General features: G+C 69.7%; 22 protein-coding genes, 3 pseudogenes and 1 riboswitch. Of the genes and pseudogenes, 17 read left to right on the top strand and 8 right to left on the bottom strand.

Annotation, left to right across the window (positions count from 1 at the left end; all coding sequences use genetic code 11):
• Positions 1-165 precede the first annotated feature (165 nt).
• From ctaC to EJ357_RS12630, 4 genes are all read left to right on the top strand, one after another.
• On the top strand, positions 166-1,131 hold the full coding sequence (ctaC, locus tag EJ357_RS12645) for an aa3-type cytochrome oxidase subunit II (protein ID WP_126391630.1): 966 nt from the start codon (positions 166-168) through the stop codon (positions 1,129-1,131).
• Positions 1,128-2,864, top strand: coding sequence for an aa3-type cytochrome oxidase subunit I (gene ctaD, locus EJ357_RS12640; RefSeq protein WP_126391628.1), 1,737 nt, complete (start codon positions 1,128-1,130; stop codon positions 2,862-2,864). Before ctaC ends, ctaD begins: the two co-directional genes overlap by 4 nt.
• Positions 2,861-3,259, top strand: a complete 399-nt coding sequence (locus EJ357_RS12635) for a cytochrome c oxidase subunit 4 (protein WP_126391626.1) — start codon at positions 2,861-2,863, stop codon at positions 3,257-3,259. The genes ctaD and EJ357_RS12635 overlap by 4 nt, the downstream gene beginning before the upstream one ends.
• Positions 3,260-3,390: 131 nt before the next feature.
• Positions 3,391-4,656 carry a L,D-transpeptidase gene (locus EJ357_RS12630; protein ID WP_126391624.1) on the top strand — a complete coding sequence of 422 codons (1,266 nt, stop codon included), beginning with the start codon at positions 3,391-3,393 and terminating at the stop codon, positions 4,654-4,656.
• A 124-nt stretch (positions 4,657-4,780) separates the two neighbouring features.
• Here the strand turns inward: EJ357_RS12630 and EJ357_RS12625 are convergent, their stop codons facing one another.
• Complete coding sequence (locus EJ357_RS12625) at positions 4,781-5,182, bottom strand: response regulator (RefSeq protein ID WP_126391622.1); 402 nt, start codon at positions 5,180-5,182, stop codon at positions 4,781-4,783.
• 145 nt (positions 5,183-5,327) lie between these two features.
• On the opposite strand from EJ357_RS12625, the gene ctaE reads away from it, so the two are divergent.
• From ctaE to EJ357_RS12595, 6 genes are all read left to right on the top strand, one after another.
• Complete coding sequence (gene ctaE / locus EJ357_RS12620; RefSeq protein WP_126391620.1) at positions 5,328-5,948, top strand: aa3-type cytochrome oxidase subunit III; 621 nt, start codon at positions 5,328-5,330, stop codon at positions 5,946-5,948.
• A gap of 79 nt (positions 5,949-6,027) precedes the next feature.
• On the top strand, positions 6,028-6,840 hold the full coding sequence (qcrC, locus tag EJ357_RS12615) for a cytochrome bc1 complex diheme cytochrome c subunit (protein WP_126391618.1): 813 nt from the start codon (positions 6,028-6,030) through the stop codon (positions 6,838-6,840).
• Positions 6,837-7,886, top strand: a complete 1,050-nt coding sequence (qcrA, locus tag EJ357_RS12610) for a cytochrome bc1 complex Rieske iron-sulfur subunit (protein WP_126391616.1) — start codon at positions 6,837-6,839, stop codon at positions 7,884-7,886. Before qcrC ends, qcrA begins: the two co-directional genes overlap by 4 nt.
• Positions 7,883-9,520, top strand: coding sequence for a cytochrome bc1 complex cytochrome b subunit (gene qcrB / locus EJ357_RS12605; protein WP_126391614.1), 1,638 nt, complete (start codon positions 7,883-7,885; stop codon positions 9,518-9,520). The genes qcrA and qcrB overlap by 4 nt, the downstream gene beginning before the upstream one ends.
• A 142-nt stretch (positions 9,521-9,662) precedes the next feature.
• Positions 9,663-10,727, top strand: coding sequence for an anthranilate phosphoribosyltransferase (gene trpD / locus EJ357_RS12600; protein WP_126391612.1), 1,065 nt, complete (start codon positions 9,663-9,665; stop codon positions 10,725-10,727).
• 85 nt (positions 10,728-10,812) lie between these two features.
• A riboswitch (SAM riboswitch) is annotated at positions 10,813-10,929 on the top strand.
• 145 nt (positions 10,930-11,074) lie between these two features.
• Positions 11,075-12,457: an aminotransferase class V-fold PLP-dependent enzyme gene (locus EJ357_RS12595; protein ID WP_126391610.1), complete on the top strand. Its 1,383-nt coding sequence runs from the start codon at positions 11,075-11,077 to the stop codon at positions 12,455-12,457.
• Here the strand turns inward: EJ357_RS12595 and EJ357_RS12590 are convergent.
• A pseudogene (locus tag EJ357_RS12590) lies at positions 12,412-12,933 on the bottom strand (glycerate kinase); the annotation flags it as partial. The gene EJ357_RS12595 and the pseudogene EJ357_RS12590 overlap by 46 nt on opposite strands.
• Positions 12,923-13,159, bottom strand: a pseudogene (locus tag EJ357_RS49280) (two-component sensor histidine kinase); the annotation flags it as partial. The pseudogenes EJ357_RS12590 and EJ357_RS49280, both read right to left, overlap by 11 nt.
• A gap of 6 nt (positions 13,160-13,165) precedes the next feature.
• On the opposite strand from EJ357_RS49280, the pseudogene EJ357_RS12580 reads away from it, so the two are divergent.
• Positions 13,166-13,660: pseudogene (locus tag EJ357_RS12580) on the top strand (HAMP domain-containing protein); the annotation flags it as partial.
• Positions 13,661-13,936: 276 nt separating this feature from the next.
• Here EJ357_RS12580 and EJ357_RS12565 read toward each other — a convergent pair.
• The 3 genes from EJ357_RS12565 to EJ357_RS12555 all read right to left on the bottom strand — a co-directional run bounded on the left by EJ357_RS12565 (position 13,937) and on the right by EJ357_RS12555 (position 15,429).
• The gene (locus EJ357_RS12565) at positions 13,937-14,230 is read right to left on the bottom strand and encodes a small secreted hydrophilic protein (RefSeq protein WP_126391606.1); all 294 of its coding nucleotides are present in this window, start codon (positions 14,228-14,230) and stop codon (positions 13,937-13,939) included.
• A gap of 75 nt (positions 14,231-14,305) precedes the next feature.
• Complete coding sequence (locus tag EJ357_RS12560) at positions 14,306-14,587, bottom strand: Lrp/AsnC family transcriptional regulator (RefSeq protein ID WP_048585175.1); 282 nt, start codon at positions 14,585-14,587, stop codon at positions 14,306-14,308.
• Positions 14,588-14,628: 41 nt separating this feature from the next.
• Positions 14,629-15,429 (bottom strand): rhomboid family intramembrane serine protease, encoded by an 801-nt coding sequence (locus EJ357_RS12555; RefSeq protein ID WP_126391604.1) that lies wholly within the window; start codon positions 15,427-15,429, stop codon positions 14,629-14,631.
• Positions 15,430-15,597: 168 nt separating this feature from the next.
• Between EJ357_RS12555 and EJ357_RS12550 the strand changes: the two genes are divergently transcribed.
• From EJ357_RS12550 to EJ357_RS12530, 5 genes are all read left to right on the top strand, one after another.
• On the top strand, positions 15,598-15,837 hold the full coding sequence (locus EJ357_RS12550) for a hypothetical protein (protein WP_007493071.1): 240 nt from the start codon (positions 15,598-15,600) through the stop codon (positions 15,835-15,837).
• 97 nt (positions 15,838-15,934) lie between these two features.
• A complete protein-coding gene (locus tag EJ357_RS12545) occupies positions 15,935-17,278 on the top strand; it encodes an NYN domain-containing protein (RefSeq protein ID WP_126391602.1) in 1,344 nt (447 codons plus the stop codon).
• A gap of 211 nt (positions 17,279-17,489) precedes the next feature.
• Positions 17,490-18,524: a C40 family peptidase gene (locus tag EJ357_RS12540; RefSeq protein ID WP_126391600.1), complete on the top strand. Its 1,035-nt coding sequence runs from the start codon at positions 17,490-17,492 to the stop codon at positions 18,522-18,524.
• Positions 18,525-18,755: 231 nt separating this feature from the next.
• On the top strand, positions 18,756-19,769 hold the full coding sequence (locus EJ357_RS12535) for a C40 family peptidase (RefSeq protein ID WP_126391598.1): 1,014 nt from the start codon (positions 18,756-18,758) through the stop codon (positions 19,767-19,769).
• Between the two features lie 63 nt (positions 19,770-19,832).
• A complete protein-coding gene (locus EJ357_RS12530; RefSeq protein WP_126391596.1) occupies positions 19,833-21,032 on the top strand; it encodes a hypothetical protein in 1,200 nt (399 codons plus the stop codon).
• On the opposite strand, the gene EJ357_RS12525 is transcribed toward EJ357_RS12530, so the two are convergent.
• Positions 21,011-21,541, bottom strand: a complete 531-nt coding sequence (locus tag EJ357_RS12525) for a PadR family transcriptional regulator (RefSeq protein WP_126391594.1) — start codon at positions 21,539-21,541, stop codon at positions 21,011-21,013. The two genes, EJ357_RS12530 and EJ357_RS12525, sit on opposite strands and share 22 nt — an antisense overlap.
• Before the next feature lie 90 nt (positions 21,542-21,631).
• Here EJ357_RS12525 and EJ357_RS12520 point away from each other — a divergent pair, with 90 nt between their 5' ends.
• Positions 21,632-22,954 carry an MATE family efflux transporter gene (locus EJ357_RS12520; RefSeq protein ID WP_126391592.1) on the top strand — a complete coding sequence of 441 codons (1,323 nt, stop codon included), beginning with the start codon at positions 21,632-21,634 and terminating at the stop codon, positions 22,952-22,954.
• Here the strand turns inward: EJ357_RS12520 and EJ357_RS12515 are convergent.
• The gene (locus EJ357_RS12515) at positions 22,915-24,150 is read right to left on the bottom strand and encodes a glycosyltransferase 87 family protein (protein WP_126391589.1); all 1,236 of its coding nucleotides are present in this window, start codon (positions 24,148-24,150) and stop codon (positions 22,915-22,917) included. The genes EJ357_RS12520 and EJ357_RS12515 overlap by 40 nt on opposite strands.
• Positions 24,151-24,230: the final 80 nt, after the last annotated feature.

Raw genomic sequence — 24,230 nt, 5'->3', positions numbered from 1 at the left:
ACCCCACCCCATAGGCACCCCTCCCCGCGAACCCCCGGAGGGCGTCGGCTAGGGTTTGGTCCGCATAAACATCCAAACCCCTGCCCGTCGCAGGGCGGCGACCGACCAGCGAGAAGGCCAGGCCGCAGCCATACCGCGCGGGCGAGACTCTCGGGAAGGCGCTACGTGAGTCCCAACGGCTCCGACCGCTCGCCGCGGCGCCCGATGCGGCGGAAGCTGCTGCAGGCAATGACCGCGGGCCTGGTCCTGGCGACAGCCACCGGTTGCTCGTACAACTGGGAAGACTTCCCCCGCCTTGGTATGCCCACCCCGACCACGGAAGAGGCTCCGCGGATCCTCTCCCTGTGGCAGGGTTCCTGGGCGGCTGCGCTCGCCGTCGGCGTGCTCGTGTGGGGTCTGATCCTGTGGAGCGCCATGTTCCACCGGCGCAGCCGCACCAAGGTCGAGGTCCCTCCGCAGACCCGGTACAACATGCCCATCGAGGCGCTGTACACCGTGGTCCCGCTCATCATCGTCTCGGTGCTGTTCTACTTCACGGCCCGCGACGAGTCGAAGCTCCTCAGCCTCAAGGACAAGCCCGACGTCACCATCAACGTCGTCGGCTACCAGTGGAGCTGGGGCTTCAACTACGTCGAGCCCGTCGAGGGTTCCACGGGCGACGCGAAGACCGACAAGAACCTGGACGCCATTCCGGACCGGTTCAAGGAGGACTTCCCGGCGAACGCCGGCGGTGTCTACGACGTCGGCACGCCCGGCACGCGGAACCCGCAGACCGGCAACCCCGGCCCGACCCTGTGGCTGCCCAAGGGCAAGACGGTCCGCTTCGTCCTCACCTCGCGTGACGTCATCCACTCCTTCTGGGTGGTGCCGTTCCTGATGAAGCAGGACGTCATCCCGGGCCACACCAACGCCTTCGAGGTGACCCCCAACCGTGAGGGCACCTTCCTGGGCAAGTGCGCCGAGCTGTGCGGCGTCGACCACTCCCGGATGCTGTTCAACGTGAAGGTCGTCTCCCCCGAGCGCTACGAGCAGCACCTCAAGGACCTCGCCAAGAAGGGGCAGACCGGTTACGTTCCCGCCGGCATCGCGCAGACGAGCCACGAGAAGAACCGGGAGACGAACAACCTGTGAGCATCCTCAACGAACCCCAGGGTGCCGCCGCAGCTGAGGACTCGTACGAGAACGAGCTGCCGGTCAGGCGCAGGCAACCCGGCAACGTCGTGGTCAAGTGGCTCACCACCACCGACCACAAGACGATCGGAACGCTGTACCTCGTCACGTCGTTCGCGTTCTTCGTGATCGGCGGCGTGATGGCGCTGCTCATGCGCGCCGAGCTCGCCCGTCCTGGTCTGCAGATCATGTCGAACGAGCAGTTCAACCAGGCGTTCACGATGCACGGCACGATCATGCTGCTGATGTTCGCGACGCCGCTGTTCGCCGGCTTCGCGAACTGGATCATGCCGCTGCAGATCGGCGCGCCGGACGTGGCCTTCCCCCGGCTGAACATGTTCGCCTACTGGCTGTACCTGTTCGGCTCGCTCATCGCGGTCGGCGGCTTCCTCACCCCGCAGGGCGCGGCCGACTTCGGCTGGTTCGCCTACAGCCCGCTGTCGGACGCGGTCCGCAGCCCGGGCATCGGCGCCGACCTGTGGATCATGGGCCTTGCCTTCTCCGGCTTCGGCACCATCCTCGGCTCGGTCAACTTCGTCACCACGATCATCTGCATGCGCGCCCCCGGCATGACGATGTTCCGCATGCCGATCTTCGTGTGGAACGTCCTGCTGACCGGTGTTCTGGTCCTGCTCGCCTTCCCGGTGCTGGCCGCGGCGCTGTTCGCGCTGGAGGCGGACCGCAAGTTCGGCGCCCACATCTTCGACTCGGCCAACGGCGGAGCGTTGCTGTGGCAGCACCTCTTCTGGTTCTTCGGCCATCCAGAGGTGTACATCATCGCGCTGCCGTTCTTCGGCATCATCTCCGAGGTCATCCCGGTCTTCTCCCGCAAGCCGATGTTCGGCTACATGGGTCTGATCGCGGCCACCATCGCGATCGCGGGCCTGTCCGTGACGGTGTGGGCACACCACATGTACGTCACCGGCGGTGTGCTCCTGCCGTTCTTCGCCTTCATGACGTTCCTCATCGCCGTACCGACAGGCGTGAAGTTCTTCAACTGGATCGGAACGATGTGGAAGGGCTCGTTGTCCTTCGAGACACCGATGCTCTGGGCGACCGGCTTCCTCATCACCTTCACCTTCGGTGGTCTGACCGGCGTCATCCTGGCCTCGCCGCCGATGGACTTCCACGTCTCCGACTCGTACTTCGTGGTGGCGCACTTCCACTACGTGGTGTTCGGCACCGTCGTCTTCGCGATGTTCTCCGGCTTCCACTTCTGGTGGCCGAAGTGGACGGGCAAGATGCTCGACGAGCGCCTCGGCAAGATGACCTTCTGGACGCTGTTCGTCGGCTTCCACGGCACCTTCCTCGTCCAGCACTGGCTGGGTGCCGAGGGCATGCCGCGTCGTTACGCCGACTACCTCGCGGCCGACGGCTTCACCGCCCTGAACACGATCTCGACGATCAGCTCGTTCGTCCTCGGCGCGTCGCTGCTGCCCTTCTTCTACAACGTGTGGAAGACGGCCAAGTACGGCAAGCCGGTCGGCGTCGACGACCCGTGGGGCTACGGCCGCTCGCTGGAGTGGGCCACGTCCTGCCCGCCGCCGCGGCACAACTTCCTCACCCTGCCGCGGATCCGTTCCGAATCCCCGGCGTTCGACCTGCACCACCCTGAGATCGCCGCCCTCGACCAGCTCGAGAACGCACCTCACGGTGACAAGGCTCTGGCTGGTGGCAAGGAGGCCGGCAAGTGAAGGTTCAGGGCAAGATGTTCATCTGGCTGAGCGTCTTCATCCTTGCCATGGCGGTCGTCTATGGCGTGTGGTCGAAGGAGCCGGCCGGTACCACGGCACTCTTCCTGGCGTTCGGTCTGGCCATCATGATCGGCTTCTACCTGGGCTTCACCGCCCGGCGGGTCGACACGGGTGCGCAGGACAACAAGGAAGCGGACGTCGCGGACGACGCCGGCGAGGTCGGGTTCTTCAGCCCGCACAGCTGGCAGCCGCTCTCCCTCGCGATCGGTGGCGCCCTCGCCTTCCTGTCGATCGCGATCGGCTGGTGGCTGATGTACTTCTCCGCGCCGCTGGTCCTCATCGGCATCTGGGGCTGGGTCTTCGAGTACTACCGCGGTGAGAACCGCACCCAGTAGCACGAGCCGAGCTCATCGGGAGCCCGGACACTCCGCCAGGAGTGTCCGGGCTCCCGCTTTTGCAGTAATCCGAATCACCCGTACGAGTCACCCGGCGCGCCGCCGATGACGCCGCTTCCTAGCGTGAAGCCATGAGCAACAGAGCACCGCGCACGAAGACCGTCATAGGCTGCACGCTCCTGCTGACCGCACTCGGCGCGAGTGCCGCCGCCTGCAGCAGCGACGGCAACCCGCTGGCCGCCGACCCTTACGACGCGGCCGACCAGATCGCCTTCAACGGCCCCTCGGGCGACGGCAAGAAGGCCGACCCCGACAAGCCCCTGGAAGTCACCGCGGAGGACTCCGACGGCCGTATCACGGACGTCACCGCCAGGGACGCCGCAGGACGCTACGTCGCGGGCGAACTCTCCGTCGACGGCACCCGCTGGCACAGCACCTCCCCGCTCGCCGCCAACGCCCGCTACACGGTGCGTGTGAGCACCGAGGACGAGGACGGCGCCCCCGGCCGCAAGGTCCTCACCTTCGACACCAGCCGGCCGACCACCAAGAAGCATCTGACGGTGGAGTTCGGCCCCAGGACGGGCACGTACGGCGTGGGCCAGCCCATCACCGCCGCACTGAACCAGCCCCTCAAGGACAAGAAGCAGCGCGCCATAGTCGAGCGGGCCCTGAAGGTCGACTCCACGCCCGCCGTGGAGGGCACCTGGCACTGGGTGGACGACAAGGAACTCCACTACCGCCCCAAGGAGTACTGGCCCTCCGGCGCCACGATCCGAGCCCACAGCAACCTCGACGGCGTGAAGATCGGCGAACGCCTGTGGGGCGGCAAGGTCAAGCCGCTGCGAATAACCATCGGCGACCAGGTCATAGCCGTCACGGACGCCGCGTCCCACCGGCTGACGCTCTACCGGAACGGCGAGGAGGTCAGGTCGGTCCCGGTCACCACCGGCAAGCCCGGCTTCGAGACCCGCAACGGAGTCAAGGTCGTACTGGCCAAGGAGTACTTCGTACGCATGCGCGGCACGAGCATAGGCATAGCGGCGGGCTCCTCGGAGTCGTACGACCTACCCGTCTACTACGCCACCCGCGTGACCTGGAGCGGCGAGTACGTCCATGCGGCCCCCTGGTCGGTCGGCTCCCAGGGCTACGCCAACGTCAGCCACGGCTGCACCGGCATGAGCACGGCCAACGCCTCGTGGTTCTTCGACAACATACGCGAGGGCGACATCGTCAAGGTCATCAACTCGTACGGCAACACGATGGAACCGTTCGGCAACGGCTTCGGCGACTGGAACCTGGAGTGGAAGAACTGGCGCAACGGCAGTGCGCTGGTGGGCGGCACACCGGAGGGCCCGAGCCCGTCGGAGAAGGCAAGACTGAGGCCACAGAGCATATGAAGCGACCTCAGGGACAGCGCCCCTTCAGGGGTGCGGGTCTGCATCGATTTGCGGCTCCGCCGCGTGGGCGCGACCAGCCGCAACCGGACCCGCAGTCGCCCGTGAACACCAAGCTCCCGAGCTCTCAGGCGCTCTGAAGCCGCTTCGTGCGCAACAGGGAAGCCAACGCCCCCGCGAACTCCACGGGCTCCACAGGCAACGTCACCGCCGCCTCGGCCCGACTCCACGTGGCCAGCCACGCGTCCTGCGGCCGCCCGATGAGCAACAGCACCGGCGGGCAGTTGAACACCTCGTCCTTGATCTGCCGGCACAGCCCCATGCCCCCCATGGGCACGGCTTCACCGTCCAGCACGCAGACGTCGATGCCCCCCTTGTCCAGCTCGCGCAGCACCGCGGCGGGCGTGGCGCACTCCACGAACCTGACCAAGGGCACATCAGGAGCCGGTCGCCGACCGGAGGCAAGCCGCACCTGCTCGCGGGTGTTGGAGTCGTCGCTGTAGACCAGCACCGTGGCGGTCGGCTGCATTGTTCCTCCGTGACGTCTGCGTCGTAAGGACAGGCCCGTTGGGCCGGATGCTACTCCCTTGAACACCACGTCAACACCGGTATGAACGGGGAAGACACTCCGAACGGCACCCCCCGGAGTGAGGGCGGGATAAGCGACCGACATAATGTCGGTCGTGGCGACAGCAACGACAGTAGACAAGGGTCACGCGCACCCGTCGGTCAATCGACCGAACCTCACCAGCGTCGGAACCATCATCTGGCTGAGTTCCGAGCTGATGTTCTTCGCGGCCCTCTTCGCGATGTACTTCACCCTTCGATCGGTGACCGGGCCGGATTTCTGGCACGAGAAGGCCGAAGCCCTGAACTTCCCGTTCTCGGCGACGAACACCACGATCCTGGTGCTCTCCTCCCTCACCTGCCAGCTCGGCGTGTTCGCCGCCGAGCGCGGTGACGTCAAGAAGCTCCGGGGCTGGTTCATCGTCACCTTCATCATGGGTGCGATCTTCATCGGCGGTCAGGTGTACGAGTACACCGAGCTGGTCAAGCACGAGGGCCTCTCGCTCTCGTCCGACCCGTACGGCTCGGTCTTCTACCTGACCACCGGCTTCCACGGCCTGCACGTGACGGGCGGTCTCATCGCCTTCCTGCTGGTCCTCGGCCGCACGTACGCGGCCCGGAGGTTCACGCATGAGCAGGCGACCGCCGCGATCGTCGTGTCCTACTACTGGCACTTCGTCGATGTCGTCTGGATCGGCCTCTTCGCCACGATCTACATGATCAAGTAGCCGGGCCCGATCCCGCGCGCGTTCAACAAACGCACTTACCGAAGCATCGACGCAGAAGATCCTGACACCGGGGTAATCCGTGAAAAAGCTCTCCGCACGACGACGCCATCCGCTGGCGGCGGTCGTCGTCCTACTCCTCGCGCTGGCGTGCACGGGGGGGCTGTACGCCGTGTTCGCGCCCGCGGACAAGGCGCAGGCCGAGGAAACCGCCCAGTCCCTCACCATCGAGGAGGGCAAGAAGCTCTACGCCGTCGGCTGCGCCAGCTGCCACGGCACCGGCGGTCAGGGCACCTCCGACGGTCCGAGCCTGGTGGGTGTCGGCGCCGCCGCCGTCGACTTCCAGGTCTCGACGGGACGTATGCCTGCCGCCACCTCCCAGGGCGCCCAGGTCCCGAAGAAGAAGAACATCTACTCGCAGGCCGAGATCGACCAGCTCGCTGCGTACATCGCCTCGCTGGGCGCCGGTCCGTCCGTCCCGTCCGAGGAGAAGTACGGCCCCGAGGGCGCGGACATCGCCAAGGGCGGCGAGCTCTTCCGCAACAACTGCGCCCAGTGCCACAATTTCACCGGCAAGGGCGGCGCTCTGACCAAGGGCAAGTACGCGCCGAGCCTCGAGGGCGTCGACCCGAAGCACATCTACGAGGCCATGCAGACCGGCCCGCAGAACATGCCTTCGTTCCCCGACACCACGCTGTCGGAGCAGAACAAGAAGGACATCATCGCGTACCTGCACGCGGTCAACAGCGATGAGACGGTGAATCCGGGTGGTCTGGAGCTGGGCGGCCTCGGGCCGGTCACCGAGGGCCTCTTCTCCTGGATCTTCGGTCTCGGCGCAATGATCGCGGTCGCTGTTTGGGTCGCCGCTCGGACCGCAAAGGCCAAGAAGTCATGAGTAGCCAAGACATTCCAGAAGAGAACCTGCCCGCTGAGCAGGACGCCCACGTCGCGGTAGCGGACGAGAAGAACCCCTTCGCCGACCCCGGCCTGCCGCCCCACGAGCACCGGATCCAGGACATCGACGAGCGGGCCGCCAAGCGGTCCGAGCGCACGGTCGCCCTGCTGTTCACGGTCTCGATGCTGGCCACCGTCGGCTTCATCGCCTCGTACGTCGCCATCCCGCACGACAAGTCGATCTTCGTCTTCCCGATCGGTCACCTCAACGCGCTGAACTTCGCGCTGGGTCTGACCCTCGGCGGTGCGCTGTTCTGCATCGGCGCGGGCGCGGTCCACTGGGCCCGCACCCTGATGTCGGACGAGGAGGTCGCGGACGACCGTCACGCGATCGCGGCTGAGCCCGAGGTCAAGGCCAAGGTCATGGCCGACTTCCGGCAGGGCGCCAAGGAGTCCGCGCTGGGTCGCCGCAAGCTGATCCGCAACACGATGTTCGGTGCGCTGGCCCTGTTCCCGCTCTCCGGTGTCGTCCTGCTGCGTGACCTCGGTCCGCTGCCCGGCACCAAGCTGCGCCACACCCTGTGGTCCAAGGGCAAGCTGCTCGTCAACATGAACACCAACGAGCCGCTGCGTCCCTCGGACGTCGCGGTCGGCTCCCTCACCTTCGCCAAGCCGGAGGGCCTGGAGGAGCACGACCACGACTTCCAGAACGAGATCGCCAAGGCCGCCCTGATGATCGTCCGGCTCCAGCCCGACGACATCAAGGACAAGCAGGAACTCGACTGGTCCTACCAGGGCATCGTCGCGTACTCGAAGATCTGCACCCACGTCGGTTGCCCGATCTCCCTGTACGAGCAGCAGACGCACCATGTGCTCTGCCCCTGCCACCAGTCCACCTTCGACCTCGCCGACGGTGCCCGAGTGATCTTCGGCCCCGCCGGCCACGCCCTGCCGCAGCTGCGCATCGGCGTGAACGACGAGGGCTACCTCGAGGCGCTCGGCGACTTCGAAGAGCCCGTCGGTCCTGCATTCTGGGAGCGCGGATGAGCACTGAGTCCACCACCGAGTCGCGCTCGCGCGACAAGGCACCGGCCGGCGAGCGCGTCGCCGACTGGGCCGACGGCCGGCTGGGGATCTACTCCCTGGCCAAGGCCAACATGCGCAAGATCTTCCCCGACCACTGGTCGTTCATGTTGGGTGAGGTCTGCCTCTACAGCTTCATCATCATCATCCTCACGGGTGTGTACCTGACGCTGTTCTTCCACCCGTCGATGAACGAGGTGGAGTACCACGGCTCCTACGTCCCGCTCCAGGGACAGCTCATGTCGGAGGCGTTCAGCTCGACGCTGCACATCTCCTTCGACGTGCGCGGTGGTCTGCTCATCCGGCAGATCCACCACTGGGCCGCGCTGATCTTCCTCGCGGGCATGTTCGTGCACATGATGCGCGTGTTCTTCACGGGCGCGTTCCGCAAGCCGCGTGAGATCAACTGGCTGTTCGGCTTCCTGCTGTTCGTCCTGGGCATGTTCACCGGTTTCACCGGCTACTCGCTCCCGGACGACCTGCTCTCCGGCACCGGTGTCCGCTTCACCGAGGGCGCGATCCTGTCCATGCCGATCGTCGGCACGTACATCTCGTTCTTCCTCTTCGGCGGCGAGTTCCCGGGCACCGACTTCGTGGCCCGCTTCTACTCGATCCACATCCTGCTGCTGCCGGGCATCATGCTCGGCCTGGTGGTCGGCCACCTGATCCTGGTCTTCTACCACAAGCACACGCAGTTCGCGGGCCCCGGAAAGACGAACAAGAACGTCGTCGGCATGCCGCTGCTGCCGGTCTACATGGCCAAGGCCGGAGGCTTCTTCTTCCTGGTCTTCGGCGTCATCGCGGTCATCGCCGCGGTCGCGCAGATCAACCCGATCTGGGCCATGGGTCCCTACCGGCCGGACCAGGTGTCCACGGGCGCCCAGCCCGACTGGTACATGGGCTTCGCCGAGGGTCTGGTCCGCTACATGCCGGGCTGGGAGATCGACTTCTGGGGTCACACGCTCGTCCTGGGCGTGTTCATCCCGCTGGTCCTCTTCGGCCTGGTGCTGATGGCCATCGCGGTCTACCCGTTCATCGAGTCCTGGGTCACCGGCGACAAGCGCGAGCACCACATCCTGGACCGTCCGCGCAACGCCCCGACGCGTACCGCGTTCGGCGTCGCCTGGATCACGGTGTACATGATCGGCCTGGTCGGCGGTGGCAACGACCTGTGGGCCACCCACTTCCACCTGTCGATCAACGCGGTCACCTGGTTCGTCCGGATCGGGTTCTTCGCCGGACCGGTCATCGCGTTCATCATCACCAAGCGGATCTGCCTCGGCCTGCAGCGCCGGGACAAGGACAAGGTGCTGCACGGCCGCGAGTCGGGCATCATCAAGCGCCTGCCGCACGGTGAGTTCATCGAGGTCCACGAGCCGCTCAGCCAGGACGCGCTGTACACGCTCACGGCGCACGAGCAGTACCAGCCGGCCGAGATCGGTCCGAAGGTCGACGAGAACGGCGTCGAGCGCAAGGTGAAGGGCTCCGAGAAGCTCCGCGCCAAGCTCAGCAAGTCGTACTTCGGCGAGGACGGTCAGATCCCCAAGCCGACCGTCGAGGAGTACAAGGAGATCACGAGCGGCCACGGCCACCACTGATCGCTGCGTTTCGCCACGCCACGGCAGAAGGGCTCCGTCCGGTCTTCGGACGGGGCCCTTCTCCGTGTCCCGGGGCTGGATAGGGTGGACCTCGTTGAGACTCTCGTCCCGTAGTGCGGGACGCCTGACCCTGGAGCGGCTTATGAGCGCTGTGATCCCCGCTGGAGGCGACACCGCGGCGGGCCGCTCCTGGCCCGAGGTGCTGAGCGCGCTGCTCGCCGGACGGGACCTGAGCGCCGGAGACACGGCGTGGGCGATGGACCGCTTCATGAGCGGCGAGGCCTCGGACGCCCAGATCGCCGGCTTCATGGTGGCCCTGCGGGCCAAGGGCGAGACGGTCGAGGAGATCAACGGTCTCGTCGAGGCGATGTACGCCCACGCGCAGCCGCTGGACATTCCCGGCCCGGCCGTCGACATCGTCGGCACGGGTGGGGATCGGGCCAAGACGGTCAACATCTCGACGATGTCGGCCATCGTGATCGCGGGCGCCGGGGCGAAGGTCGTCAAGCACGGCAACCGGGCGTCGTCCTCGGCGAGCGGCTCGTCCGACGTGCTGGAGAAGCTCGGCATCAACCTGGACCTGTCGCCGCAGGGCGTGGCCCGGGTCGTGGACGAGGCCGGGATCACCTTCTGCTTCGCGGCCAAGTTCCACCCCTCGATGCGCTTCGTCGGCGGTGTCCGGCGGGACCTGGGGATCCCGACCTCGTTCAATCTCCTCGGCCCGCTGACCAACCCGGCTCGCGTCACCTCCTCGGCCGTCGGCTGCTTCGACACCCGGATGGCGGGGCTCATCGCCGGCGTCCTCGCCGAACGCGGCTCGTCCGCGCTGGTGTTCCGGGGCGACGACGGTCTCGACGAGCTGACGACGACGGCCACTTCGCGTGTGTGGGTCGTACGGGACGGCAAGGTGACCGAGGAGGGCTTCGACCCGCGTGACGTCGGTATCGAGCTGGTGCCGGTGGAGGCGCTGCGGGGTGCGGACGCCTCGTACAACGCTGAGGTCGCCCGGCGGCTGCTGGAGGGCGAGACCGGGCCCGTACGGGACGCCGTGGTGCTCAACTCGGCCGCGGCGCTGGTGGCGTTGGAGCCGACGGACGCTCCGCTCACCGAGCAGATCCGGCTCGGCATGGCGAGGGCGGCGGAGTCGATCGACTCGGGAGCGGCGAAGCGGACGCTGGAGCGTTGGGTGGCGGCCAGCAACGCCTGAGTTCCCTGTGATGTGACGCAAGGCGCAGTCCGGATTCTGGACTGCGCCTTGCGTGCTGATGATCGTGTGGCAGGATATTGGACCAGGTCATGAGTGACAGTCATGAGGCCCCGGCCGACTGTCCGGCAACCCTCCGTCCGTGGCGGGGTGCCCCGGGTGAAGACCAGGCCGTAGGCAGCGAGGTCTACGGCAAGCGCGGGCCCCTCTCGAAACCAGGGGTCCTGGTCGTTCGAGGGAGTCTTCCGTGAGCAAGCGAATGCGATAGGGCCGCCCGAGCCCCGCCTCCGCGCACCCTTTTTCTCTTTCCCGCATGCACTCAACTCGCATGCCTCTCACGGGAGTTCGCCATGTCTGCCTCCACCGCTGCCGCCGCCCAGACCATTTGCTGCCCGCTGCCCGTTCTGGGCCGTGATGTCACCGTCCCGCTGGTCACCGGCGGCGAGGTCACCTACGCCGCGCTCGACTACGCCGCCAGCGCGCCGGCGTTGCAGCGCGTCTGGGACGACGTCGCCGCCTACGCGCCGTACTACGGCAGCGTCCACCGCGGCGCCGGGTACCTCTCGCAGCTCTCCACCGACCTGTTCGAGAACGCCCGCAGGACGGTCGCCGAGTTCCTCGACTGCCGGGACACCGACCAGGTCGTCTTCACCCGGTCCACCACCGACTCGCTCAACCTCCTCGCCGCCGCCCTCCCGGCCGACTGCCAGGTCTTCGTCTTCGAGACCGAGCACCATGCCTCCCTGCTGCCCTGGCGCGACGCTCGCGTCACCTACCTCAACGCGCCCCGCACCCCCCGTCAGGCCGTCGAGACCCTGGAGCGCGCCCTCGCCGACCGCACTGCATCCAATCAAGAGGTGTACGGCCCGGCCCTGGTCTGCGTCACCGGCGCCTCGAACGTCACCGGTGAGCTGTGGCCGGTCCGTGAGCTGGCCGCCGCGGCCCACGCGCACGGTGCCCGGATCGTGCTCGACGCCGCCCAGCTGGCCCCGCACCACCCGGTGAGCGTCCAGGACCTCGACGTCGACTGGGTCGCCTTCTCCGGCCACAAGCTGTACGCCCCCTTCGGCTCGGGCGTCCTGGCCGGCCGTGCCGACTGGCTGCGCGAGGCGGAGCCGTACCTCGCGGGCGGCGGTGCCAGCCGCAAGGTCTCCCGGCGTGAGGACGGGGGAGTGGACGTCGAGTGGCACGAGAGCGCGGCGCGGCACGAGGCCGGGTCGCCCAACGTCATCGGCGCCTACTCCATCGCCTCGGCCTGCAAGGCGCTCACCGAGGCCGGGTTCGACGACCTGGTCGCCCGCGAGCAGTACCTCATCGACAAGGTGCGGGCGGGACTCGCCGAGGTTCCCGAGGTACGGATCCTCTCCCTCTTCGGTGACGACGCCCCGCGCGTCGGTGTCATCTCCTTCGTCGTCGATGGCTGGAACAGCTCCCACTTCGCCGCCGCGCTCTCCGCCGAGTACGGCATCGGGGTGCGGGACGGGCTGTTCTGCGCCCACCCCCTGGTCCGCACGCTGCTGGGCAGCGACCCGCAGACGCAGGGCGAGTGCGGCGCCCCGGAGGCCGCTCCCGGTGAGAAGTCCCTCAACGCGATCCGGGTGAGCTTCGGGGCGGGTACGCCGGACGAGCACGTCGAGCGGTTCGTGGGCGCGGTGAAGGAACTGGTCCAGCACGGCGCGCAGTGGAACTACCGCACGGAGGACGGGCGTTGCGTGCCGGACACCTCCGCATGAGCCGGTAGCCGGGCGCCCAGCAGGATCATACGCAGGGCGCGCTCGGCCGCGTCCGTGAGGAGTTCGGAGGCCCGCACCAGGGCCTCCGCCAAGGCCATCGGTGCCGGCAGGATCCCGCTGAACGCGTCCACGCCCGGCACTTCTTGGTGGCCCTCGCCGAGTGTGCCCGCCAGCACGAGCACCGGGCGGCCGTACAGCTTGGCCCGGCGGGCCACCTCGGCCGGAACCTTGCCCCTGGGCGTCTGGTGGTCGAGGGCGCCCTCGGCGGTGACGACCAGGTCGGCGCGGGCCAGGCGGGCGTCCAGGTCGAGGTGGTCCAGCAGCACGTCGAAGCGGGGGAGGAGCCGGGCGCCCAGCGCGGCGAGGCCGGCGCCCAGGCCGCCGGAGGCGCCGGTGCCGGGGCCGTGGCGCAGGTCGGTGCGCATGGCCCCCAGGTCACGGGTGAGGACGTGCGCCCAGTTCTCCAAGCTCGACGCCCGGTCCGTCGGCGCGCGAGCCGATACGGACGGTCTGCCCGGGTGCGGTGTGCTGCACGGCGTTCTGCGCGAGCTGGACCATCGCCTGGGTGATCCGCTGCGGGTCCAGCTCGGCCTCGACGTCGGCGACCTCGGCGAGCTGCCAGTCGCGCTCGCCGAGGGTGCGGGCCTTGACGTAGACGTCGGCGGTGAGCTCGGCCAGCTGGACCGGCTCCGGGGTGACGAAGGGCCGGGCCACACCCCGGCGCAGATCATCCAGCCACGCGACATCCCCGTCGCCCTCCCCCTGCACGAGGACGCCGACGCCCGTCGCCGTGTCTTCGACTCCGCCGACTCCACGGGCACGCTGCGGCGCGCGTCGGGCGAGATCCGCTGGGCGAAGGTGGCCGTCGCCCGGGCCGGCGGCACGACGGAGGCCGCGTTCGTGGTCGCCTTCCACCCGGGGCGCGAACAGGCCGCCGTGAACGACGAGTTCCGGATCCTGCTGGCCATCTCCGGGGTCGCCCTGCTGATGACGACCGGCATCGGCAGGGCGGTCTCCGGGCGCATCCTCAAGCCCGTACGCCTGGTGCGCACGGCTGCCGCGCAGCTCACCGAGCAGGACCTCACCCGCCGTATCCCGGTGCACGGACGCGACGTCATCGCCGCGCTCGCCGAGACCTTCAACGCGATGCTCGACCGGCTGGAGCGCGCCTTCGCCGCCCAGCGCCGTGGCGACGACCACGCGCTCGATCCTGCTGCGGGACGTCGACCACCGGGTGAACGGGTTGCTCGCGCAGGAGGCCGGTGAGTTCGCCAACTTCGAGGAGCGGAGTGTCGACCCCGAGACCGGCCGTCCCTTCACGGATCCCTCGCGGCTGCTGCGGGAGTTCCTGGTACGGCAGTACGCCGACCCGGACGAAGAGCTGATCGGCCTGGTGGGCCGGACACGAGTCCCACGGCCATCACCAGCAGCAGCCAGAGCAGGATGCGGACCCGGGCGGAGATACGACGGCGCACAGGTTCAGCCGTCGTCCCCGGGCTCACCACGGTCGTCGTCTCCGGTCTCCCGGTCGGGGGCGTCGTCATCGTCGTCGCTCGCGGTGCTGTCGGTCACGGGCGGCCGGGACACGACCTCGTCGCTCGGCGTCGGTGCGGGCCGGGTGGGTGTCGGCGTGGGGGAGCCGCTGTCCAGTTCCACCTTGGCCGGGACCTTGGGGGACTGGGGACTGTCGGTGAGGGCGAAGCTGGTCGCGGCGATGCCGAGCGGGATCGCCACTACGGCGGCCAGGGCCGCGATCCGATGCGAGAAGACCATACGGCCGAGCCTGCCGCGGGCGCCCGGCCGTGAGGATGAGCCCAGGATGAAGAACTCTTCATCCTGGGGACGGGCTCAGCTGTCCAGGCCGATGGCGAACGCGGCCTCGATGTCGTGCTGGGAGTACGTACGGAACGCCACGTGGGTGTCCGTCCCCTCGACGCCGGGGATCTTGCTGATCCGGCCCGGGATGACCTCGGCGAGATCCTCGTGCTGCTTGACCCGCACCATGGCGATCAGGTCGTACGTGCCGGTGACCGAGAAGACCTCCGTCACGCTCTCCAGCGAAGCGATCCGCTCCGCGATCTCGGGGATCCGGTCCACGCTGGTCTTGATGAGGACGATCGCGGTGATCACGGCTGGTTCTCTCCTCGGGGGCCGCTGCTGGGGCTCTCACCCTACTCGCGGTCCGGCCGGCCTGGTTTTTCTGCCGGGGGTCCGGCCCGCGGCGGAGCCGCTGTGGGGTGCTGCGCCCCCCGGGAAGACACAGCAGCGGGCCGGGCGAAGCGGGCCCACGCGAAGCCGAAGCCCAGACCGAAGCCCACCAGGTGCGCCAGATAGGCCACCCCCGGCCCCTGGTCCGCCCGCCCCGCCGCCACCCACTGCAGGGCCACCCAGAAGGGCAGCACCACCCAGGCCGGGAAGCGCAGCGGCAGGAAGAGCAGGAACGGCAGCAGGCTTGTCACGCGTGCCCCGGGGAAGAGGAACAGGAACGCGCCGAGGACGGCCGAGATCGCCCCGGACGCGCCGACCAGGGACTGGGTGGAGTCGTCGTTGGCGGCCGCGTAGCCCAGCAGGGCCAGGTAGCCGCAGCCCAGGTAGAAGAGCGCGAACTGGACGCGGCCCATCCGTTCCTCGGTCATCGCGCCGAAGACGTAGAGGAAGAGCATGTTGCCGAGCAGGTGCACCCAGCTGCCGTGCACGAAGAGGGCCGTGGCAGGTGTGAGGGCGGCCCGGGGCGCCCCCTCGAACAGCTCCGCGGGGACCACGCCCCAGTGGTGGAAGTAGGCCCGCTGCGCGGCGAGCAGCCCCTCGCCGGAGCCGTACGCCGGATTGAGCCCCGCGGCCGGGCCGATCAGGAAGAGCAGGGAGCACAGGAGGATCAGGCCGTGGGTCACCGGCGCCGGCGACCGCAGGGCCGATCGGCCCGCTCTGGCGAACCGAGTCCCGAAATACGCCACACTCCAGTTGCCGATCATGAACACAGAGCATGACGTAACGGGACGCAGCCGCCCAGACCGCCTCGCCGCCCGAGACGGACAGGCGGTGAGTACCCGCCAGGCCGTAGGGTTACGAGCCACACGCACCGGGGAGTCCGGGAGCGTCACCGACAATAGAAGACCTAGAAGGAAAAGAGCACGGTCACGATGACGGTTCCCCTGCCCACCGCCGCGACGCGCTGGCGCTGCACCCTCTGCGGCAACCTCACGCGTTTCGACGTGACGCGCTCGTCCAAGGTCGTGGAGTACGTCCACCTCGATCTGGCCGGTGAGCCCAAGGTCGAGGAGCGCGAGGTGCTCAGTGAGACGATCGAGTCGGTGCGCTGCCGCTGGTGCAACGCGGTGGACAAGGTGGAACTCGTGGACAGGCCGGGCGCCGGCTCCTGACGGTGGGGGTCCCCCCGCTCGAGCGAATTCGAGAGGGGGAGGGCCCCTGTACAGGTGATCCCCACGGGGATCCCGCACAGGCATTGGGGTGTTACGGATGGTGGAGACACAAGGCGGGGGGCCGGGCGACGGCGCCGCTGAGGTGCTCGACCGTCCGCTGCCCGACGGCGTGCGGCGCAAGGTCGTGCAGATCGTGTCGGACGGGTTCGGCGGGCTGACCGTCGGTGAACTGCCCGCGCAACTGCGGCAGTACGCCCGGTTCGCACCGAACCGCCGGGCCAAGTTCGCCGGCAACGCGATGGCCGCGGCGCTGGAGACCGATCCGCTGTTCCGGCAGCGCATCGGGGAGAAGTTCAGAGAGGCCCAGCCGGAGCTCTCCGGCGCTCTCGACTCAGGCTCGGCGCCTCCGGCCGCGGATCCGCTCGACGTGGCGGCCGCGGCCTATGTTCTGCGGCCCACCGGCTGGGTCAAGCTGGTCACCGCGGCCGGCGAGGAGGCCGAGCGGGCCGACGCCGAGCGGGCCGGCGAGGAGAGCCGCGCCGAGCTGGAGCGGCTGCGCGAGGAGCTCGCCCACGCCCGGGAGCACACCCGGCACGAGACCGAGCGGCTGCGCACCGAGCTGGACGCGGCGAAGAAGGAAGCCGAATCGCTTCACCGGAAGCTGCGGGCCGCCGTCAGCGACGTCAAGCGCGGCGAGGCCGCCCTGCGCAAGGTCCAGGCCGAGATGGAGGCCGTGCGCGCCGAGGGGCAGACCCAGCTCTCCGCGGCCGAGAGCGAGACCCGGCGGCTCAAGGCGCGGCTCGGGGAGGCCGAGGCGGCCCTGGAGGCCACGCGCAGAGCGGCACGCGAGGGGCGCAGCGTGGAGGACATGCGCGTACGGCTGCTGCTCGACACCCTGCTGGACGCCACCCAAGGGCTGCGCCGGGAACTGGCGTTGCCGCCGGTCTCCGTACGGCCCGCCGAGACCGTCGACGCGGTCGAACCGGGACGTATGACCCCGAAGGACATCGCCGCCCGGGCCCTGTCCGAGAACGACCCCGCGATCCTCGACCAGCTCCTCGCCCTGCCTCAGGCGCACTTGGTGGTCGACGGCTACAACGTCACCAAGACCGGCTATCCCCAGATGCCGCTGGAGAAGCAGCGCCTCAGGCTGCTCGGCCAGCTCTCGCAGCTCGCCGCCCAAACCGGGGCAGAGGTGACCTGTGTCTTCGACGGGGCCGAGCTGGCCGCGCCGGTGCTGCTCGCGCCGCCGCGCGGGGTGCGGGTGCTGTTCTCCAAGCCCGGTGTGACCGCCGACGAGTTGATCCGCCAGCTGGTGCGCGCCGAGCCGCCGGGCCGTCCGGTCATCGTCGCCTCGACCGACCGCGAGGTGGCCGACGGGGTGGCCCGGGCCGGAGCGCGGCCGGTGGCTTCTGCGGTGCTTCTCAAGCGACTGTCCTGAATAGGTCAACGTACAGGGGCAATGCCCGAATTGACCTAGCTGACGCGCAACGTAGTGTCAAGCCCGCGTCACCACATGTGAGTTGTGTGTAAAGAATGGCCGGTGTGACGAGATTTTTCGTGTGAGGATTTGATCTGATCACAAGAGGGTCACTAGGGTCTGGCGTCGAACCTCCGAGCGGGTGATCACTCACAAGAAGGGTTTCACCTCAGTGGCGTCCCACCGTCGACCCAAGCAGCCGAGCCGAGCACGTGTGACCGTGCTGACCACCGCGGCGGCTGCTGCCGTGGCCATCAGTTCGCAGGCGGCCAACGCGGCCCCCAGCGAGAAGCCGAGCAAGGACGAGGTCAAGGCCAAGGTCGACAAGCTCTACGAGCAGGCCGAGCAGGCCACCGAGAAGTTCAACGGGGCCAAGGAGAAGCAGGAGAAGCTCCAGAAGGAGATCTCCACCATCCAGGACAACGTCGCGCGCGGCCAGGAAGAGCTCAACGAGCTGCGCGACGCCATGGGCCTGGCGGCCGCCGCCCAGTACCGCACGGGCAGCATCGACTCCTCCGTCCAGCTGTTCCTGTCGTCCGACCCGGACGACTACCTGGACAAGGCGTCCACCATGGACCAGCTGAGCGCCCAGCAGGTCGACTCGCTGAAGAAGATCCAGGAGAAGCAGCGCGAGCTGTCCCAGCAGCGCGCCGAGGCCGCCGACAAGCTCAAGGACCTCTCCTCCACCCGCACCGAGCTGGGCAAGAAGAAGAAGGAAGTCCAGGCCAAGCTCGCCGAGGCGCAGAAGCTGCTCAACACCCTGACGGCCGCGGAGAAGGCCGCCCTCGCCGCCGAGGAGGCCCGCGCCAGCCGCTCCGCCGCCGACCGCGTGGACCTCGGCAACGTCGGCTCCGCCTCCGGCCGGGCCCAGGCCGCCTTCCAGGCCGCCCAGAGCCAGATCGGCAAGCCGTACGTCTACGGCGCCACCGGCACCGCCTCCTACGACTGCTCGGGCCTGACCTCCTGGGCCTACGCCCAGGCCGGCGTCTCCATCCCGCGCACCTCGCAGGCCCAGGCCAACGCCGGCACCAGGATCTACTCGCAGAGCGAGCTCAGGGTCGGTGACCTGGTCATCTTCTACGGCGACCTGCACCACGTCGGCTTCTACGCCGGCAACGGCCAGATCCTGCACGCCCCGCGCAGCGGCACGGTCGTCCGCTACGAGTCGATCAACAACATGCCGTTCCAGTTCGGCGTCCGGATCTGACCCCGGCCGAACGCCTCCAAGATCAACACGCCGTGCCGCCCGAACGGGCGAATCACGACAGCGCTCGCTGACCCCGCGCCCCGCCGATGACCTGCGTCAGAGGCGGGGCGTCACTTTGCGTGGCCACGGAGGTCGTTGGTCGTCACGCCGCCACGGAGTTACTGTCTGCCGCGTTTCCCCCGCTGCCGGGGGAACGGTCCTTGTCCGCGAGCGGAAGGAGAGCGGCTTCCCGTGGGGTCCCATCGCCGTCTTGCATCGTCCGGGTTCGACCGGGGCGCCGGTGCAGCGCTCTGTGTCATGTCAGCCGCCGCCACGGCCCTCGGGGTCGCACCGGCCACGGCCACGCCGCACGACGACACCCGGACCAAGGTGGACCGCCTCTACGAGGAGGCCGAGAAGGCCACCGAGGCCTACAACAAGGCCGACGAGCGCGCCGACAAGCTCCGCGACCAGGTCGGCCGGACACAGGACCGGATCGCCCGCCAGCAGGACAGCATCAACTCCATGCGGGACGCCCTGGGTCTGCTGGCCGGCGCCCAGTACCGCTCCGGCGGCATCGACCCCTCCCTGGCCCTGCTGCTCTCCGACGACCCGGCCGACTACCTCGACAAGGCCGCCCGGATCGCCCGGATCAGCGCCCACCAGGCCGGCGAGCTGCAGGACCTCCAGGACGCCATGCGCGTCCTCGCCCAGGAGCGCGCCGAGGCGGCGAAGAAGCTCCTCGAACTGGACCGGAGCCGCAAGGCCGTCGCCACCCACAAGCGGACCGTCGAGCGCAAACTCGCCCAGGCCCGCAGGCTCCTCAACACCCTGACGGCGAGTGACCGCGCCGCCTACGACCGCGCCTCCCGCTCCGGCCGCGACTTCATGCCCGACTTCGGCAGCGCCCTCCCGCCCTCGGGCCGTGCCGCGGCCGCCCTCGCCGCCGCCCACTCCGCCGTGGGCAAGCCGTACATCTGGGGCGCCAACGGCCCCTCCGGCTTCGACTGTTCGGGCCTGATCCAGTGGTCGTACGCCCAGGCCGGCGTCGCCATGCCGCGCACCTCGCAGGGCCAGCGGTACGCCGGCCGGCAGGTCCCGCTCTCCGAGGCCCAGCCCGGCGACGTCGTCACCTACCGCTCCGACGCCAGTCATGTCGGGATGTACGTCGGCAACGGCCAGGTGATCCACGCGCCCTACCCCGGCGCACCCGTGCGCTACGACCCGGTCGGCATGATGCCGGGCGCGACGGTCACCCGGGTCTGACGGCGGTCATCAGGGTCCGGCACGGGTCTGACCTCCGCGCCCGCGCCGCCGTACGATCGGGAAGTGGCTGGTCGAAGGCGGGCGTCGGGAACGCGGGTCGTCGTGGCGCTCTGTCTGCTGCTCGTCTCCCTGGTGGGGTGCGGCGGGCGGCCCGCCACCGACAGCGCGCGGGCCGAGGTGCAGCGCGTCCTCGACGTGCGGGCGGCCGCGGTACTCGACCGTGACCGGGCGGCCTTTCTGCGCACGGGCGCCCAGGACTGGTTCGGCAACCTGCGCGCCGTGCCCCTCGCCGACTGGTCGTACCGCCTGACCCGCCTGCACCACACCGGCGACACCGCCACCGCCGAGGCCGAGCTGCGCTATCGCGTCCAGGGCTACGACCGGGCTCCCGTCACGGCCGGCCGCACGCTCAGCCTGAGCCTCGACGCGGGAGGCGGCTGGTACGTCGAGGCCGACCGGCCCGCGAAGGGCTCCGCCGAACAACTGTGGGACCAGGGCCAGGTGAACGTCGTACGGGGGGAGCGCAGCCTCGTCATGGGCGCCGGGCAGTCCGCCGCGCTGCGGAAGTACGCGGAGCTGGCGGACGACGCGGTGCCCGCCGTGTCACAGGCGTGGGGCACGGACTGGGCCCGGCGCATCGTGGTCCTGGTGCCGGCTTCGCTCGCCGACATGGCGGGGCTCCTCGCCTCGCCCGCCTCCTCCTACCGTGGGATCGCCGCGGTCACCACCGGCGAGACCGGCGCCCCGGCGAACGCGCCCGCGGACCGGATCATCGTCAACCCCGACGCGTACGGCGTGCTCGGTGCCACCGGCAAACAGGTCGTCCTCACCCACGAGGCCACCCATGTCGCCACCCGCGCCCACACCACCGCCGCCACCCCGCTGTGGCTCTCCGAGGGGTACGCCGACTGGGTCGGCTACCTCGGCAGCGGCCGCTCCCCGTCCCAGGCCGCGCCCGAACTGCGGCATGCGGTGACCGAGGGCCGGGTACCGCGGGAGCTCCCCGCCGACGCCGACTTCGGCTTCACCGGCGACTCGGGCAGGCTGGCGCGGGCCTACGAGAGCGGGTGGATGGCCTGCCGGATGATCGCGGAGCGCTGGGGCGAGGTCGGACTCGTCGAGTTCTACCGGGCCGTGGGCGCGCACAAGGAGCGGGCGGGGGCGGTCGAGGGCGCGCTGGAGGACGTACTCGGGACGTCGCCGGCGGAGTTCACGGGGGAGTGGCGGGAGTACCTGCGGGCTCAGTTCGGCGGATCGAGCTGAGCGATCGCATCCGTGAGCCACGCGCGTTCCGCCTCGCCGGTCGCCCGGGCCACCCGCAGCATGCCCTGCCGGAACAGGTCCTCGGCCTCCTCCGCCCGCACGGGCTTCCCGTCCTCGTAGAAGAAGCTCGTCGGCGCAGTGAGGAACTCCAGCCTGCGGCGCAGCACTTCGGCCTGTTCGCGGCGGTCCGGCAGGTGCCGTAGGAAGGACAGGACCGTGTTGAAGCGCACCTGGTCCGTGATCTCGACCTGCTTGGGGTGGCGCAGGTGTTCCAGCAGGTCCGCGCGTCCCCGGTCGGTGAGCGACAGGATCCGGCGCGGGGCGGCGCTCGCGCCCGGCTCCGTGTGCTCGTCGAGCTTGCCCGCCTTGATGAGCCGCGTGATCGCCGGATAGAGCGCGCCGTCGCTCACGGGGCGGACGTGACCGCTCAGCGCCTTGATGCGCTCCTTCAACTCATAGCCGTGCAGGGGTTCTTCGGCCAGGAATCCCAGGATCGACAGCTCCAGCATGGTCCTCCTTGCGGGCGTGACGAGTCGATGGTACCTCTTATCGAGCTACCTCGAATCGAGGTAGCTCCGGAAGGCCAAGGAGGACGCTCCGTGAACACGCACCGCAAGCACCTCGTCTCGCTGGCCCACCCCGTCTACCTCTCGCTCCTCGCCTCCGTCGCCGCCGGGATCATCAACACGGTCTGGGTGTCCCGGCTCGGCGGTCCGGCCGTGGCCGCCGTGGCGGTCGCCACCAACACCGAGAACGTCCTGCTCGGCGTGGCGCTCGTCTTCGGCTCCGGTACGACCGTGCTGGTCGCGCACGCCAGGGGCGCGCGGGACGCGGCGGCGGTGCGGGCGGCGGTGCGCGGGGGCTGGGCGGTGTGGGCGCTGGTCACGCCGGTGGTCGTGGTGGGCGGGTTCCTGCTGCGGGAGCCGTTGGCGCGGCTGGTGCTCGGCGGCGGGGAGGGCGCGGCGGTGCCGCTCGCGGTGGGCTACTTCGCGATCTCGCTGCCGGGGACGGCGGTGTTCTTCGCGCAGCAACTGGTCGACGGGATCCTCAAGGGCGCCGGCGACACCAGGACCCCGATGCGGCTCGCGCTGCTCGCCAATGGGCTGATCCTGGTCTGCGATCCGTTCCTGATCCACCTGTACGGCGTCCAGGGCGCCGCCGCCGCGACCGTGCTGTGCCGGAGCCTGGCCCTGGGGGTGGGGCTGGTCGCCCTGCGCCGGAACGGGCTGCTGCGCGCGGCCGCCGGGGCGCGGCCCGCCGGGTCGCTCGCCGGGGCGGCACGGCGGACGCTGCGCACCGGGCTGCCCATGTCGGCCGACTTCACCGTGCGGCAGGCGGGCGCGCTGGTGCTGGTGGCGATCGTGGCGCGGCTCGGGGTGACGGCGGTGGCGGCGTACTCGATCGCGTACAAGGTCATGTACGTCGCCACCATGGCCTTCTACGCCGTACGCCAGGCCGCCTCCATCCACACCGCGCACCTGCTCGGCGCCGGCCGGGACGAGCGGCGGGCGATCGGGCGGCAGGCGGTGCTGGTGTCCGGGAGCGCGGGGCTGGTGGCGGCCGCGGCGCTGGGGATCGCCGCCCCGTGGATCATGGCCGCGTTCGGCGCCGGGCCCGCCGTGGCCGACGACGGGGTGCTGTTCCTGCGCTGCGTCGGGCCGTATCTCGTTGTGATGGCCTGCTTCATCGCGCTCGGCGGGGTCTTCGAGGGGAGCGGGCAGGCGCCGGTGCTGCTGCGGGTGACCGTGCTCGGCACGGCCGTGCAGCTGCCGCTCGCGTTCGTGCTGTCCGGCCTCGGCCTGCCCGGCGTGTGCCTGGCGCTGGCGCTCGCCATGGGGGTGCAGTGCGCGGCGGTGCTGTGGCTGCGGCGGCGGGCCCGGCGTCAGGAGGGCGGGGACGTCTCCTTGGTGCGGGTGGCCTGAGGCGGCAGGGGGAATGGGGCGGTCCGGGTCACCGTCGAGCGCCAGAGCACGCGGGCCGCGAGGAGCGTGGCGACGACCAGCAGGCCGTTGCGCAGGAACAGGAGGGTGACACCGAGGTCGTCGCTGGCGACGACGTGCGCGAACCAGACCGGGAACTCCAGCACCGTCACCAGGGACGCCGCGAGGACCAGGCCGACGGGCAGCGTCATCCGGCTGCCGCGGAAGCACAGGCACACGGCCGCGAGGCCGACCAGCCACACCATGTACTGCGGGCTGATCACCCGGCTCGTCGTCACGAACATCAGCACCGCCACGAAGGCCGCGTCCGCGAGCGTGTGCGACAGGAACCGCCGCGCCTTCAGCCGCCACAGCAGCAGCCACCCGAAGGCGAGCCCGCTGAGGGCCAGGGCGGCCGTGCTGACGACGTCGACGTACGGGCCGAGGAACTCCACCGAGCCGTAGTTCAGCAGCACCTGGCCGTCCCAGCCGTACTGCCGGGCCACATGGAAGACCAGCGAGCCCAGTGACTCCACCTCGGTGCCGCGGTCGCGCTGGAAGGTCAGGAAGGCGAAGGCGCCGGGCATGGTGAGGGCGAACACCGCCGCGAGGGCGCCGGCGGTCAGCGCCGCCCAGCCCCAGGCGGCGCGTCTGCGGGCCGCGACCAGCAGCAGCACGGGCCACACCTTCAGCATCGCCGCGAAGGCGGTCAGCGCGCCCATCAGCCGGGGACGCCGGGCGCCCGCGAGCAGCGCGGCCACGGCGACGGCGGTGACCATCACGTCGTAGCGCGCGTACACGGTCGGCCCGAGCAGCGGTACGCCCACCACCCACACCCAGGCCCCGCGCAGCGTCCGGCCCGGGCGCACGCCCGCGTACAGCAGGAGCAGCAGCACGGCCAGGTCGGCGGCGAAGGCGAGGACGAAGAACGCCGACGGGTAGTCCAGCCAGAACACCAGCGCGGGGGAGAGGATCGCGAGGGCGGCGGCGGGCGGGTACTGCCAGGTGACGTCGTCCAGCGGGAACGTTCCGGTGCGCAGCACCTCGTACCAGCCCTGGTAGATCACCGACACGTCGCTGGTGACGTCGGGGCCGGGGAAGATGTACACCTTGAACACGAAGAGCAGCAGGAGCACCCTGGTCAGGCCCCAGATCCCCACAAGCCACGCCAGGGACCGCCGCGTGCCCGTCGTCTCCACCGGATCCCCTGCCGTTCGCATCCCGCCTTGAGGAGAACATGATGTCTCCTCCAACTGTGAGCGGGCCATAAGCATGGCCG

The organism is Streptomyces cyaneochromogenes, assembly GCF_003963535.1.
GTDB lineage: Bacteria > Actinomycetota > Actinomycetes > Streptomycetales > Streptomycetaceae > Streptomyces > Streptomyces shaanxiensis.
Note: the sequence above shows the minus strand (reverse complement) of the source record. Positions and strands in the feature narration are given on the sequence as shown.

Coding starts and splice junctions, on each gene's coding strand:
- EJ357_RS12630 (WP_126391624.1), top strand. CDS start 3,391: ATGAGCAACAGAGCACCGCGCACGAAGACCGTCATAGGCTGCACGCTC.
- EJ357_RS12625 (WP_126391622.1), bottom strand. CDS start 5,182: ATGCAGCCGACCGCCACGGTGCTGGTCTACAGCGACGACTCCAACACC.
- ctaE (WP_126391620.1), top strand. CDS start 5,328: ATGTCGGTCGTGGCGACAGCAACGACAGTAGACAAGGGTCACGCGCAC.
- qcrA (WP_126391616.1), top strand. CDS start 6,837: ATGAGTAGCCAAGACATTCCAGAAGAGAACCTGCCCGCTGAGCAGGAC.
- qcrB (WP_126391614.1), top strand. CDS start 7,883: ATGAGCACTGAGTCCACCACCGAGTCGCGCTCGCGCGACAAGGCACCG.
- trpD (WP_126391612.1), top strand. CDS start 9,663: ATGAGCGCTGTGATCCCCGCTGGAGGCGACACCGCGGCGGGCCGCTCC.
- EJ357_RS12595 (WP_126391610.1), top strand. CDS start 11,075: ATGTCTGCCTCCACCGCTGCCGCCGCCCAGACCATTTGCTGCCCGCTG.
- EJ357_RS12565 (WP_126391606.1), bottom strand. CDS start 14,230: ATGGTCTTCTCGCATCGGATCGCGGCCCTGGCCGCCGTAGTGGCGATC.
- EJ357_RS12555 (WP_126391604.1), bottom strand. CDS start 15,429: ATGATCGGCAACTGGAGTGTGGCGTATTTCGGGACTCGGTTCGCCAGA.
- EJ357_RS12550 (WP_007493071.1), top strand. CDS start 15,598: ATGACGGTTCCCCTGCCCACCGCCGCGACGCGCTGGCGCTGCACCCTC.
- EJ357_RS12545 (WP_126391602.1), top strand. CDS start 15,935: ATGGTGGAGACACAAGGCGGGGGGCCGGGCGACGGCGCCGCTGAGGTG.
- EJ357_RS12525 (WP_126391594.1), bottom strand. CDS start 21,541: ATGCTGGAGCTGTCGATCCTGGGATTCCTGGCCGAAGAACCCCTGCAC.